This window comes from Streptomyces sp. NPDC005955 (assembly GCF_042871255.1).
Lineage (GTDB): Bacteria > Actinomycetota > Actinomycetes > Streptomycetales > Streptomycetaceae > Streptomyces.
In genome coordinates, this window is sequence record NZ_JBIAIF010000003.1 from 183,044 (window position 1) to 196,130 (window position 13,087).

Below are 13,087 nucleotides of genomic sequence, written 5' to 3' on the forward strand. Positions count from 1 at the left end.
TCCGCTCGGCCGGAGCGACATCATGAGCCCGCCACGGACGGCGGGCTCCGACGACCACGTCCGACGGGACCTCGACCGTCCCGTCCGCATCCTCGTCGTGGGCTGTGGCGACCTTTCGCTGCGGGTGCTCCACGGGCTGACCACCACCCCCCACCCGCGACACCTGGCACTCCTCGGGCGAGACGGAGAGGCGGTCATCCGCGCGGCCAACACGGTGGCACTCGCCGCCACGCAGTTGGGCCGGGACTGCCCGGTCGAACCCCTCGTGCAGGACCTCGCCGACGTGTCGGGCACTGCGGAGACCATTGCCCGGTTCGACCCGGACATCATCTTCTCGGCAGCCAGCCGCCAGTCCTGGTACGTCATCTCCGATCTTCCTGCCGTCCGTTTCGCCCGCATCGGCGCCGCCCATTTCGGGCCCTGGCTCCCCATGCACCTGGACCCAGTGTTCAAGCTCATGAAGGCGGTGCGCGCTTCAGGCACCAGTGCGGTCGTGGTGAACGCCGCCTACCCGGATGCGGTGCACCCTGTGCTCGCCGGGGCCGGTCTCAGCCCCGCGCTCGGCATCGGCAACGTGGCGAACTCCGTGCCCGCGCTCAGGACGAGCGCGGCCGCGTTCCTCGGATGCGGGCCCGCCGATGTGCAACCCCGCTTCGTGGCACACCACTTCGTCAGCCACCGGATCTCCCGGACCGGCAACAGCGGCGGCGCGGCCTACGACCTGACCTTCTGGCGGGGGGACGAGGAGGTCACCGACCACCTGTCGGTCGACGGCCTGTTCCACTCGTTGCGCTCCCAGTACCGCAGAACAGGGGGACGCCAGGGTCAATTGCTGACCTCGGCCTCTGCACTCAGTGTGCTGGAACCGTTGGTGACCGGGGTGGAGGCGACCGTCCACGTACCTGGCTGGCACGGACTGCCCGGCGGCTACCCGGTGCGGATCACCCGAGAAGGGAGTTCGTTGGACCTGCCTCCGCGGCTTGGCCAGCGGGAGGCCGAGGAGATCAACCGGGATGGTCAGCGCCACGACGGGATCGCTCGGATCACCGCGGATGGGCTGGTCGAGTTCACCGACGAGTCCATGGAGATCATGCAGGAGGAACTCGGCTACACCTGCAAACAATTGACTCTGACCGATGTGGAGGAGGCGGCCACCGAGCTGGCCGCCCGCTACGCCTTGTGCGGCAAGCGATGAGTGTACTGCGCAGGCATGTGCTGGTGATCGACCACATCGGGTACCGGTACTACCAGGACGTGGACGGTCGGAAGTTCCTGCCTGCGGACGAGAACCGAGTCCATCTCCTCACGGACATCCGCAAGCTGGACCAAGCGCGCGGTGACGAGTTGGAAACGGTCATAGGCATTCCCCGGGGCGACGACACACTGTTGGAGGCCGCGGCGCTCATGCGCCACGACGCTCCCGACTTGCCCGTGGACAGTGTCGTGGCCATCAGCGAGGGGCTGCTGCTGACCGCCGCCAGACTGAGGGACAAGCTGGGGGTGCCGGGACCCACCGAACAGCAGGTCCTGGGCTACCGCGACAAGGTCATCATGAAGGATCGACTGAGAGAGAACGGCATCCGCGTTCCCGACTACGCGCCCTTCACCGAGAGTGCCGCACAACGCCTTCTCGCTCGACACGGCAAAGTGGTGGCCAAGCCGCGCCGCAGTGAAAGCTCCGCCGGGATCGCTATCCTGGGTTGCCTCGATGACCTGTGCGGATTCCTCGACGCGACGACCGAGGGCGATCTCACCCCCGATGCGTACGAGGTGGAGGAGCACATCGACGGCACCCTCTTCCACATCGACAGCGTCGTCAGCGGGGGCGTGCCGCTCGCCGCAACCGCCGGCAGGAGCATCGAGGAGACGACGTCCTACCGTCACTTGGGGGCATTCCGGGACGTCGCTGTGGGACAAGGGGAGACACTCGACCGGCTGCTGCGCTTCAATCGTGAGGTACTGGCCTGCTATCCGCACTTCAGCGGGGTCACCCATCACGAGGTGTTCCTGAGCGGGGAGGACGTGGTCTTCTGCGAGATCGGCGGCCGCCCGGGTGGTGGCGGCATCATTCCCGGCTTCTACTCCCGGACCGGAGTCAACCTCGACGAGATGGCCGTCCGGGCGCACCTGGGTGAGGAGATCACCCCGCCGGCTCCCCCGGCCGACCACCTCACCGGGTACGCCCTGGTGTACGCGCCCCCCGGCCGTCTGGAGGCCGACCTCACGCTGCCCGACACCGAGTGGATCATCGACACACAGTTGCGCTTTCGTCCCGGTGACCTGATGGCGCGGCCCACGGCCTGGAATCAGGCAGCGGCCACGGTCACGGTACGGGGGCGGTCCGAGGACGAGGTCACGTCCCGCCTCGATCAGGTGATCGACATGGTCCAGGGTCGACTGCGTGAGGGAGAGGGAAGCGGGGTGAGGTGACATGACGGGGATCGAGGAAGTCGCCATCAGAATCGCGCGGCGCGCGGCGGTGGAGATCCGTACCACGGCTCGTCGGCGATACCGGGTGAGCCGGAAGAGCGGGTTGGGCGATCTGCTGACCGAGGCAGACATCAGGGCTGAATCGGTTATTACGGACCTGCTGGGCAAGATGCGGCCCGGTGACGCCATTCTCGCGGAGGAGTCCGGCTACCAGCCGGGCCACACTGGCGTGACCTGGGTCGTCGATCCACTTGACGGGACGGCGAACTTCGTCCGCGCATCACCGCACTACGCGGTGAGTGTCGCCGCGCTGTCCGACTCGGGGTGCCTGGCCGCCGCGATCGTCCGCCCGGCGGACGGGCAGTGGATGGCTCTGCGTGACGGCGCACTGGACGGCGACGTCAGACACTGCCTGCCTGCGGTGGACACGGGCGCGCGAGTGGCTGTTGCACTTCCGTACGGTGCCGCCGAACTCGTCGAGGCGCGAGCGATCCTCCGCCTGGTGGGGCAGCGTTACGTCGTGGAGCGCACCGGTTCGGCGGCATGCGACCTCCTACGGGTGGTCACCGGCTCGGTGGACGCGCACATCTCGGTGGCGCTTCCGTGGTGGGACACGGCCGCGGGCCACGGCCTTGTCCAATCCAGTGGCCGGATTGTGATGCACCGGCGATCCGCCAGGCGCACCAGGATCGACGTTTCGGGGCGGCCGGAGGTGGTGCGCTCACTGGTACAGCTGCTGGCAGAGCATTCCCATGTCAGCGAGGGCATGGCGTGACCGCGTCCGGTTCCCGCCGCGCAGGGCGCCCCGTGCTGCTGCTGGTTGTGAGCAGACGCCGGAGCTTCACCCGGCACGTTCTCGAACGGTCGGACATCGACACGGTACTGCTGCGTCCACAGACGTCGAGCGTGGAAGTGCCGGACGGCAGACCGGTGTTCCCACTCCGTGCCGGAATCTCGGCAGAGGCGGAAGCTGAACGGTATCAACGGTGGCTCTCACGCATGGGCTTGCCCCGTCCTACGTTCTTCTGCAACCCCGACGAGTCGGCGCAGTCCTTGGCGCACCGGTTCGCGTCTGCCGCCGGACTTCCGCACCTGTCTCCCCGGCAGGTACGGCTGTCTACCGACAAGCTCGCCATGAAGGAACTGTTCGCCGCCGCAGGACTCCCGGCAGCGCGATTCCGCGAGGTCGCCTCGATCGCGGAGGTGAAGGAATTCGCCGACCGGTACGGATGGCCCGTCATCGTCAAACCAGCCGTCTCCGGTTCGGCGGTGGACACCTGGAAAGTGGACGTCGACCAGCTGGGCACGGTCGACCTGGCACTGCGGAGCCGCCCCGAGAGGCGATGGCTTGCCGAGGAGTACGTACAGGGCGTCGAGCATCAGCTGTGTGCCCTGGTGCATGAGGGCCGGGTGCAGGACGCGTACGTTGCTGTCAATCCGGCGCCCGTGCTGGATGCCCTAGCGGGGGCGATGAATGCGGACATCACGTTGGCCCCTTCGGAGCCCGAACCGGTTGACGGACGCGCGGTGGCCCAACGCCTCGCCGGCGCCCTTGCTTTCCGCAGCGGCTATCTGCATGCCGAGTTCTTCATCGGTCATGACGGATCCTTCGTCATGGGAGAGATCGCGGCTCGTATTGGCGGAGCCGAATTGCCCACCAGTCATGGGCTTTCCCGGGGGTTCGATATGTTGGCCGCTGTAACGGACGTCTATGTCGGCCGCCCGCCGCTACTGGAATACACTCGTGACCGCTCAGTGGGTCACTTGCTTTTGCCGGTCCGTCGCGGCGTCGTATCGGGTATCTCGCCTCTTGCGGAACTAACCTCCATGCCCGGTGTGTTGTCCGGCGTGCTCACCGTAGAGGTGGGCGATCGTCTCGACCCGCCAAGGGCTTCCAATGCTTCTAGCGGCCATGTTCATATCGAGGGGACTGATTCGAAAGTCGTACAGGAACGCATGGCTGATGTACTGTCCCGTTTCCGACTAGAGGTGTCAGAGGGCCACCACTAGGATGCACTCCATCCGCAGCCCGGATGAACGCTGGCTGCCTTCCAGTATCCGATGTCTTCGAAGGGTCACCAGATGGTCGCAAGTGTCGCTGTCCTGTCCGACATTCATGGCGTGCTACCGGCCCTGGAGGCGGTACTGGACGAGCCTGATGTCCTGGCTGCCGACCTGATCGTCATCACCGGTGACCATGCGGCCGGTCCGCAGCCGGTCGAGGTGCTCGACCGGCTGCGCGCCCTCGGGGACAAGGCGGTCCTGGTCCGCGGCAACGCCGATCGAGAGCTCGTCGAGATGGCACGGGGGGAGTACCCGGTCGACCAGGCATGGGAGATCGACCTGTGGGCCGCTGAGCAGCTGAGCCCGGAGGACGTGTCGTTCCTGGCGCAACTTCCCCATCCGGTGACCCTGGAGGTCGAGGGCTTCGGTGAGGTGCTCTTCTGCCACGGGACGCCGCGCGACGACGACGAGGTCGTCCTCGTCGATACCCGTCTGGACCGCTGGGCGGAAGTGTTCGCCGATCTGCCCGACGATGTCCGCACAGTGGTGTGCGGACACACCCACATGCCGTTCCTGCGGCTTGTCGACCAGCGTCTCGTCGTCAACTCTGGCAGCATCGGCATGCCGTACGGCAGGCCCGGAAGTTCCTGGGCCCTCATGCACGGAGGGCAGGTGCAACTGCGGCACACCCCGTTCGATTTCGACGGTGCTGTGGAACGGGTGGCCAAGGATTCCGGATACAGGGACTGCCGTGCTTGGGCGGAGCACTACGTCCGGGCGATCACTACGGACGCCGAGGCGGTCCGCACGTTCGGTCCTCGGGACGGACGCGCTGTTTCCTAGCCGAGCGTCAACACCCATAGGGGTCGTGCTCTCGGACGGTGCGGGGGCGCAAGTGCTGATGGCTGGCGATTCGTCAGCAGTGCGCGGGGATTCCATCAAGGATTCCTCCGATCCTCGTCGACCCGAACGCGTCTGGTCGTGGCCGATACTGGTGAGAGGTCTTCCGCATCACTCCTTGTGTGTCTAGCGACCGACCGAGATTCGGCGTGGCCCGAGGCTCTGGACGACGCGGACAACCGGCCCGTACCTTCGGCCGCATGGTTGAATCCCTGCGATTAGCTCCGGTCGGTCCTTACGACCTATCGGCCAACGAGAGCCCCTTCGCCCCCTTGCCCGGGGTCCTGGAGGCCGTACGGGAATCGTTTGGCGAGTTCACTCGCTACCCCGACCCGGCGTGCGCTGAGCTCCGGGCAGAACTCGCCGGCGGCCTAGGAGTATCGGCCGAGGGTGTGGCAGTGGGCGCGGGGTCCGTCGCGTTGATCCGGGACCTGCTGGCGGAGTACGCCGCGACGCCGGACGCCGAGGTGGTGTTCGCCTGGCGCAGCTACGAGGGGTGCCGCGTGGCGGTGCAGCTGGTGGGTGCTGTATCCGTGCCGGTTCCGCTGTGCGCGGACCGGCACGATCTGCCGGCGATGGCTGACTCGATCACCGAGCGTACGTCGATGGTCGTTGTGTGCAACCCCAACAACCCGACCGGTACGATCATTGGCCGCACGGAGTTGGAACAGTTCCTCGATCGTGTGCCCGGGCACGTGCTGGTCGTGGTCGATGAGGCGTACCGGGACTTTTCCTCCGGGCCGGATGCCCCGGACGCGACTCTCGCTGCCAGGCATCGGTCCAACGTGGTGGTCGTCCGCACCTTCTCCAAGGCGTACGGACTGGCTGGGCTGCGCGTCGGTTACGCCCTGGCCGATGAGCCGGTGGCCACCGCGCTTCGGGCGCGCGCGCTACCGTACGGAGTGAGCGCCGCAGCCCAGCGCGCAGCCGTCGTGTCCATGCACGCGCGCGAGGCGCTGGGACAGCGGGTTGCGCAACTCGTCCAGCGCCGCGGCCTGCTCGTCGACGGACTGCGCTCCGCGGGCTTGCACGTGCCCGACAGTCACGCCAACTTCGTGTGGCTCGCCCTCGGTGGGCACACCGGGGCGTTCGCTCGTGCATGCCGTGAGGCGGGAGTGCGGGTCAAGGCGTTCCCCGGCGAAGGCGTGCGCATCACGGTGGGTGAGGCGGAGGCCATTGACCGGGTGATCTCGGTTGCGTCCAGGCATCATCACGGTCCGGTCCCTCTGCAAGGTCACCACTGACCGGCGTTCTGCGGGCGATGCACCACGCAACCGTGCCATTCGTCGTCGGACGTGGTGTCCGTGACACCGTGGTCGCACAGGTGAGGGGCATGGGCCGAGCCGATGGGGTGATACGCGGTGCCCGCTGCGGCGGGTCGGGGGCGGGCACCCGACCCGCCGCCCTCTGAACTCGGGTCCCGCCCGTACACCTGCCGTCGCGTGTCACCGTCCGCGCCCGGCAGGGCAAGGGGCAGGGGCGTGCCGGGCGTCAGCCGCGCGAGGGCCAGGCCACGCCGGTGGAGTCGCCCGCGTACTTGGCGCAGGACTCCGTCAGGGATTCCAACAGGGTCAACGGATCGGGCAACGGGTGCTCGGGGCCGCGCACCCACTCCACCGAGCGTTCCCCGGGGAGCTTCGAGGGCGGGAGCAGGACGTAGGAGCCGCGGCAGTGCCAGCGCAGCCCGGGGTGTTCGTCCATCGTCTCCGGGTGGCAGTCCAGCGCACAGGGCCACCACTCGTCCTCGTCCTCGGGGGTGCCCCGGGTCGCGGTGAAGAAGAACATCCGGTCCCCGCCGGACTCGGCGACCGGTCCGACGTCGATCCCGGCCCCGAGGAGCCGTTCCAGGGCTTCGCGCCCCGCGGCGATCGGCACGTCCAGGACGTCGTGGACCATGCCGGTCGCGGTGATGAAGTTGGCCTCGGGCTGGTTCTGCACCCAGCGTTCCACCTGGGCGCGGTCCGTGGTGGACTGCGTCTGCCAGGCGAACGAGACGGGGTGCTGTCCCGGAGTGGGACAGCCCACCCGGTCACAGGAACAGCTGTAACCGGCGGGGTGGGCGGCGGGCGCGAGGGGCAGCCCGGCCGCGGCGACGGCCAGCAGCAGACGCTCCCGGCTGCCGTCGTCCGCAGCGTCCCCGGCGTCTCGGGGTCGGCGGCCTCGCAGCCACTGGGAAATCCTGCTCTGCCCGCCCGGTCTGCGGCCGTTCTCCACGCCCATGTATCCCCTCACCCAGTCCGTAGTCCCGAGTCCGGCGCGGCGTAGGCGCCGGTCGGCACGGACGGCCGTGGGCTTCTCGTGGGCCCCCACAGCATCCGTGGCCTTCCATGGTCCCACCATCCTGCGCCCAGGGTGGCCGCAGCCCGCAGGCGGGGTGCGCTCAGCGCGGAACGAGGCCGTGCAACGCGTAGTCGACGAGGGCGTCGGCGTAGGCGTGGTCGAGGGGTCCGCTGCGGTGGAGCCAGCGCTGTGCGAGCGGTGCGACGAGCAGTTCCACGGCGATCCGCAGATCGATTCCGGTGCGCACCTGCCCGTTGTCCTGCGCGGACCGCAGGCGCCCCACGTACAGCTGGAGCTGCGGTTCCATGAGCTTGGCGACGAACTCCTCGCCGAGCCGGGCGTTCACCACGCCTTCGGCGGCCAGGGCGCGGGTGGGGGCCTCGAACTTGGGGTCGAGGAGTTCATCGACGGTGGCGCGCAGCACGAACGCCAGGTCGGCCGCGAGGTCCCCGGTGTCCGGGAACTCCGAGGGGTCGCCGCCCGCGGCCTCGGACGCCTGCTCGCTCAGGTCCAGGAAGGCTTCGAAGAGGACGTCGCCCTTGGTGGGCCACCAGCGGTAGATGGTCTGCTTGCCGACGCCGGCTCGGGAGGCGATGCCCTCGATGGTGGTGCGCTGGTAGCCGACCTCGCTCACCAGGGCGAGCGCGGCGTCGTAGATGGCGCGGCGCGAACGTTCGCTGCGGCGCGTGGCATCAGGGCCGCCCCTACGGCCGGTGGGGTCCTGACCAGGAGGTCCGGGCGTGGCGGTCGGGGAACTGGAGTCAGTGGACATGGGTCGAATCTACCGCCCGGCGAGACGCACCGTCTTAATTCATTAGACGAGACGCGACGTCTCGTCTAGGGTGAGCCGCCTCGGCATGAGACGCTTCGTCTCGTACTTGAGGGGTGCGGCGTCCGGCCGCACCGCCAGCGGCATCGACACACGGAGGTGAGGGCACATGGCCCGGAACGGAAACCTGCTCGGCGTGGGGGGCACCCGGAGCAACCTCTCCCGGAAGGACCTGCGCGGGGGGCGCGGCGCCGTACCCGGCGCCGGCACGGACCCCGCCGCGCAGAAGCGGGACCTGCTCCGCAAGCTCCAGGAGGCCCGTGCGGCGAAGGACAACGCGCAGCCCGCTGCCAGTGAGGAGGACGCGAGCACCGCCGCCGACGCGGAGTGACCCCGTGATCCCCGTGCCCGCGTCCTTCGACAGGACGCCCGCAAGGACGCCCGGTGGGACGCCCGGCGGGCCGCCTGCCAGGACACCGAGCGGAATCCCCGTCCCGGGCGACCACCCGTTCGGACCACAGCGCTGAGGGCTCCTCGCACCGCACCACGGTGATGTACGTCTCCCCTCGGGAGCCGTACTGCCGCACCATGGTCAACACCGCCCCCGATCGGGGCGGCACCCTGCGGTCGTGAGGAGCCCTCATTGCCCCGTCACCACGCCACACCCCGGCGTTTCCTCCTGTGCCCACCGGCACACTTCAAGGTCACCTACTCCATCAACCCCTGGATGGACCCCACCAAGCCCGTGGACGTTCCGCTGGCCGTCGCCCAGTGGGAGGACCTGCGCGACAGGTACCGCTCGCTCGGCCACACCGTCGAGGAACTGGAACCCCGCCCCGAACTGCCCGACATGGTCTTCGCCGCGAACGGCGCGACCGTCATCGACGGGCGGGTGCTCGGCGCCCGCTTCGCCCACCCGGAACGCGCGGCCGAGGCCGACGCCCACCTCGCCTGGTTCCGCGCCCGCGGCTGGCGCGAGGTCCGCGAACCCGTCCACGTCAACGAGGGCGAGGGCGACTTCGCCGTCACCGCCTCCTACGTCCTGGCCGGCCGCGGCTTCCGGGCCAGTCCGCTGTCGCACGGCGAGGCGCAGGAGTACTTCGGGCGCCCGGTCATCGGCCTGGACCTCGTCGACCCCCGCTTCTACCACCTCGACACCGCACTGTCCGTGCTCGACGACCGCGGTGACGACGTCATGTACTACCCGGGCGCCTTCTCACCGGGCAGCCGGGCCGTACTCGCGCGCCTCTTCCCCCGTGCGCTGGTCGTCGCGGAACGGGACGCGGCGGCGCTCGGGCTCAACGCCGTCTCCGACGGGCTGCACGTCCTGTTGCCGCAGGCCGCCCTCGGACTGTTCGAGCCGCTACGGGCGCGGGGCTACGAACCGATCGGCATGGACCTGTCGGAGCTGCTCAAGGGCGGCGGCAGCGTGAAGTGCTGCACCCTGGAGCTCAGACCCTAGCTAGTCCTCGTCGGACGGTGGCCAGACGTCGCCCCAGTCCGCGTCGCGCGCGGCGCGGTACCGGGCACCGTGGCGTTTGGTCACCGTCTCGCGGCGCAGTGCACCGTCCTCGCCGCACAGCTCCAGGAGCACCTGGCCCTTGCGGATCTGCGGTCGCCGCACCACCCGCCCCGCCGCGGGGGCGCCGGGGAAGCGGACGGCGGCCACGTAGCTGAACTTCTCGTCCTCGTAGGGGAGCGAGCCGCCCTTCACCCGGCGGTGCAGGGAGGAGCGGCTGACGCGCGCCGAGAAGTGGCACCAGTCGGTACCCGGCACGATCGGGCAGGCGTCGCTGTGCGGGCACGGGGCGAGCACCCGGAACCCCGCCTCTACCAGTCGACGCCGGGCGTCGAGCACGCGCAGGTACCCGTCCGGGGTCCCCGGCTCCACGACGACCACCGCCCGGGCCGCGCGGGCCGCGGCGTCCACCACCGCGGTGCGGTCCGCCGCGGTCAGTTCGCCCAGGACGTAGGAGACGGTCACCAGGTCTACGTCCGCGAGGTCCAGCGCGTCGCCGATCCGGGCGCGCTGCCAGCGGGCGCCGCGCAGCGCCGGGTTCGCCGTCGCGATCTCCGCACCGATCCGCAGGGCCGGTTCCGCCCAGTCGAGGACCGTCACCGGGCGCGGGCCCGGCCAGGTCGCCTCGGTGGCCCAGGTCGCGGCGCCCGTCCCGCCGCCCACGTCGGTGTGACCGGTCGGCGTCCACTCGGGGACCGCGGCGGCCAGTGCCGCCAGTGCGCTGCGGGCCGCCTCGAAGGTCGCGGGCATGCGGTACGCGGCGTAGGCGGCGACGTCCGCCCGGTCCCGCAGCACCGGCGCCCCGGTCGGGGTCTCACCGCGGTACGTGGTGATCAGCCGGTCGACGGCCTGCGCGGCCTGCTTCGGGGGGAGCCCGCCGAGGAGCCCGTCGAGGGCTTCGCGGAGGGGGGCGGTGCTGGTCGCGGCAAGAGTACGGCTCACCGGCACCATTCTAGGGACCCCGCGGGCAGCACTCCGGGACGCCGGCGACGGTGCCGCCGGGAGGGCCGGCGGGGCGCCGACGGGGGTGCGGGCGCGGGCTGTCGGTCCCGGCGCCCCCGCCGCGGTCGGCCCGGGTAGGGTTCGGGGCCGGGAAGGGGACGGTGAAGGGGCCCGATGCGAGCAACGCCAGCAGGACCAGCAGCGCGAACCACCGGGACCGCGGGGGAGGACGGGCACCGCACGCCCCGGCGCCCCGCGGTCGGGACGCCCGCCGTGCTCGTGGCGGTGACGACCCTGACCCTGACCGCGAGCGGCTGCGTGACCGTGCACGGGGAGCGGGAGGTCATCCCCGCGGCCACCCCGGCCGAGGCGAGCCGGGCGCTGAAGGGGTTCCTCACCGCGTACAACGAGGCCGACCGGGCCAACGACCCCGCCGCCGACGCCGACCGGGTCGCCGGCCCGCTCGGCGCGATCGACCAGGCGGGACTACGGGCCCGCCGGACCCTCGCCCCGGGCGGCAACCGGGCCCACGTCCCGCTGAAGCTGACGGACGTCGAGTTCGCCGTCCCGAAGATGGCGGGCTGGCCCAAGTTCTTCGTCGCGGACACCGATTCGGACCGGGACGTGGACGGTGACGCGCGCAAGGACACGCGCTGGCTGTTCGTGTTCACCAAGGCCGGTCCCGACGCCGGGTGGAAGGCGGCGTACCTCACGGTGCTGAGCCCCGACGAGGTCCCCGAACTGCGCACCGACGGGGACGGCCTCGCCAGCCCCGTCGCCCTGGACACCGACGACCTCACGGTGCCGCCCGGGGAACTGGGCGAGCGGTACGCCACGTACCTCGCCGAGGGCGGCCGCGGCTTCGCCGACGGTCCGCACACCACCGGGTGGCGGGGCGAGCGCGAGCGCGGGGCGAGCCGGCCGGGGCTCGCCCGGCAGTACGTCGACCAGCCCCTCGACGGCGGCGCCCACGCGCCGGTGGGACTGCGCGCGCGGGACGGCGGTGCGCTGGTGTTCTTCTCCACCCGCCACTTCGAGAAGCAGACCGTGGCCCCGGGACGCGACCTCAAGCTGGAACCCGCGGTACGGGCCCTGCTGCGCGGCGACGCCAAGCAGTCCGTCACCCTGGAGCACACCTCCAACCAGGCGGTCCACGTGCCGCCGCGCTCGACGCCCGGCTCCGGGGTCGCGGTCCTCAGCCGTATCCAGGGGCTCACCGGCGCCAAGGGCGAATGAGTCGGCGGCCGTTCAGCCGGGGGTGAAGGCGGCCCGCTGTGCGGCGGTGAGGCCCACCGGCACGGCGGTGAACGTACCGGGGGAGGGGCGTTCGACGGACACGGCGCCCAGCGCCCCGGCATGGGCGAGCGCCGTGTCCAGCGCCAGCGCCACCCGGTCCGGGTCCCAGCCCAGCCCCTCCGCCAGGCGGTCGGCGGTGAGCGGCACCCGTGCCTGCACCAGGGCCGCGGTCACCGTCACCGCGTCCCCGAACACCTCGGCCGTGGAGCCGCCGGCCATGTCGTCGCTCAACTCGCCCAGGAACCGGGCCATCCGGGCCAGCCGCCGCCCGGCGTCCGTCCCGGGCCCCACCACGTCCACCCCGCGCCGCGCGGTACCGGCCCACCGCGCATGGCTGCGGGAGCTGTTCTCCCAGGCCCGGAACCACAGGTCGTCGTCGAGGACGTACCGTTCCTGCCGCCGCCCCGGCACCCGCTCCCGCCGCACCACGGCGAGTTCCGTGAGACGTCCCACCGCCGACGACACGGAGGCGGGGCTCACCCGCAACTGCCGCACCAACTCGGCCGCGGTGAGCGCACCCGATTCCGTGGTGAACAGCCGGGCGAGGACCCGGGCGGCCATCCTCGGCAGCCCGTTGGCGGCCATCATCGCGGCGAACTCCTCCGCGAAGTCCGTGACGGCGCGGTCCAGGGCGGCGCGGTCACGGGCGGCGGGGTCCGTGGCGCCGGAGTCCCCCGCACCGGAGTCCGCGGCGCCCGCCGTGGCCCCGGCTCCCGGGCGCGGGGTGCCGCGCCGGGCCCGCCGCCCGGTGGCGTGGTGGGCGTGCTCCGCCCGGTAACCACCGGGACCGCTGTTGCGGGCGACCTCCCGGCTCACCGTCGAGGTGGGCCGGCCGAGCCGCCGGGCGATCTCCGCGTAACCGAGCCCGTCGCCGAGCCCCGCGCCGATGGCCCGCCGCTCCTCCTGACTGAGTCTGCCTCCCGGCATCCGATCGCCTCCCCCGGTGC

General features: G+C 70.9%; 13 protein-coding genes. 9 read left to right on the top strand and 4 right to left on the bottom strand.

Annotated elements, in window-relative coordinates:
• Positions 1 to 22 precede the first annotated feature (22 nt).
• The 6 genes from ACFYOU_RS09215 to ACFYOU_RS09240 all read left to right on the top strand — a co-directional run bounded on the left by ACFYOU_RS09215 (position 23) and on the right by ACFYOU_RS09240 (position 6,578).
• A complete protein-coding gene (locus ACFYOU_RS09215) occupies positions 23 to 1,195 on the top strand; it encodes a hypothetical protein (RefSeq protein WP_391304381.1) in 1,173 nt (390 codons plus the stop codon).
• The gene (locus tag ACFYOU_RS09220; RefSeq protein ID WP_391304382.1) at positions 1,192 to 2,430 is read left to right on the top strand and encodes an acetyl-CoA carboxylase biotin carboxylase subunit family protein; all 1,239 of its coding nucleotides are present in this window, start codon (positions 1,192 to 1,194) and stop codon (positions 2,428 to 2,430) included. The genes ACFYOU_RS09215 and ACFYOU_RS09220 overlap by 4 nt, the downstream gene beginning before the upstream one ends.
• 1 nt (position 2,431) lies before the next feature.
• Positions 2,432 to 3,205, top strand: coding sequence for an inositol monophosphatase family protein (locus tag ACFYOU_RS09225; RefSeq protein ID WP_391304383.1), 774 nt, complete (start codon positions 2,432 to 2,434; stop codon positions 3,203 to 3,205).
• Positions 3,206 to 3,237: 32 nt separating this feature from the next.
• Positions 3,238 to 4,440 (top strand): ATP-dependent carboxylate-amine ligase, encoded by a 1,203-nt coding sequence (locus tag ACFYOU_RS09230; protein ID WP_391304384.1) that lies wholly within the window; start codon positions 3,238 to 3,240, stop codon positions 4,438 to 4,440.
• A gap of 51 nt (positions 4,441 to 4,491) precedes the next feature.
• Positions 4,492 to 5,277, top strand: coding sequence for a metallophosphoesterase family protein (locus ACFYOU_RS09235; RefSeq protein ID WP_391304386.1), 786 nt, complete (start codon positions 4,492 to 4,494; stop codon positions 5,275 to 5,277).
• Positions 5,278 to 5,534: 257 nt separating this feature from the next.
• Positions 5,535 to 6,578: a histidinol-phosphate transaminase gene (locus ACFYOU_RS09240; protein WP_391304388.1), complete on the top strand. Its 1,044-nt coding sequence runs from the start codon at positions 5,535 to 5,537 to the stop codon at positions 6,576 to 6,578.
• Between the two features lie 247 nt (positions 6,579 to 6,825).
• On the opposite strand, the gene ACFYOU_RS09245 is transcribed toward ACFYOU_RS09240, so the two are convergent.
• Both ACFYOU_RS09245 and ACFYOU_RS09250 read right to left on the bottom strand, forming a co-directional pair.
• Positions 6,826 to 7,554, bottom strand: coding sequence for a bifunctional DNA primase/polymerase (locus ACFYOU_RS09245; protein ID WP_389769627.1), 729 nt, complete (start codon positions 7,552 to 7,554; stop codon positions 6,826 to 6,828).
• A 160-nt stretch (positions 7,555 to 7,714) separates the two neighbouring features.
• The gene (locus ACFYOU_RS09250) at positions 7,715 to 8,386 is read right to left on the bottom strand and encodes a TetR/AcrR family transcriptional regulator C-terminal ligand-binding domain-containing protein (protein WP_391304389.1); all 672 of its coding nucleotides are present in this window, start codon (positions 8,384 to 8,386) and stop codon (positions 7,715 to 7,717) included.
• A 166-nt stretch (positions 8,387 to 8,552) separates the two neighbouring features.
• On the opposite strand from ACFYOU_RS09250, the gene ACFYOU_RS09255 reads away from it, so the two are divergent.
• Positions 8,553 to 8,774 (top strand): DUF6243 family protein, encoded by a 222-nt coding sequence (locus ACFYOU_RS09255; protein ID WP_391304391.1) that lies wholly within the window; start codon positions 8,553 to 8,555, stop codon positions 8,772 to 8,774.
• Between the two features lie 252 nt (positions 8,775 to 9,026).
• Complete coding sequence (gene ddaH, locus ACFYOU_RS09260) at positions 9,027 to 9,845, top strand: dimethylargininase (RefSeq protein ID WP_389769619.1); 819 nt, start codon at positions 9,027 to 9,029, stop codon at positions 9,843 to 9,845.
• On the opposite strand, the gene ACFYOU_RS09265 is transcribed toward ddaH, so the two are convergent.
• Positions 9,846 to 10,853 carry a small ribosomal subunit Rsm22 family protein gene (locus ACFYOU_RS09265; RefSeq protein WP_391304394.1) on the bottom strand — a complete coding sequence of 336 codons (1,008 nt, stop codon included), beginning with the start codon at positions 10,851 to 10,853 and terminating at the stop codon, positions 9,846 to 9,848.
• A 276-nt stretch (positions 10,854 to 11,129) separates the two neighbouring features.
• Between ACFYOU_RS09265 and ACFYOU_RS09270 the strand changes: the two genes are divergently transcribed.
• A complete protein-coding gene (locus ACFYOU_RS09270; protein ID WP_391304395.1) occupies positions 11,130 to 12,080 on the top strand; it encodes a hypothetical protein in 951 nt (316 codons plus the stop codon).
• Positions 12,081 to 12,092: 12 nt separating this feature from the next.
• Here the strand turns inward: ACFYOU_RS09270 and ACFYOU_RS09275 are convergent, their stop codons facing one another.
• Positions 12,093 to 13,067 carry a helix-turn-helix domain-containing protein gene (locus ACFYOU_RS09275; RefSeq protein ID WP_391304396.1) on the bottom strand — a complete coding sequence of 325 codons (975 nt, stop codon included), beginning with the start codon at positions 13,065 to 13,067 and terminating at the stop codon, positions 12,093 to 12,095.
• Positions 13,068 to 13,087 lie beyond the last annotated feature (20 nt).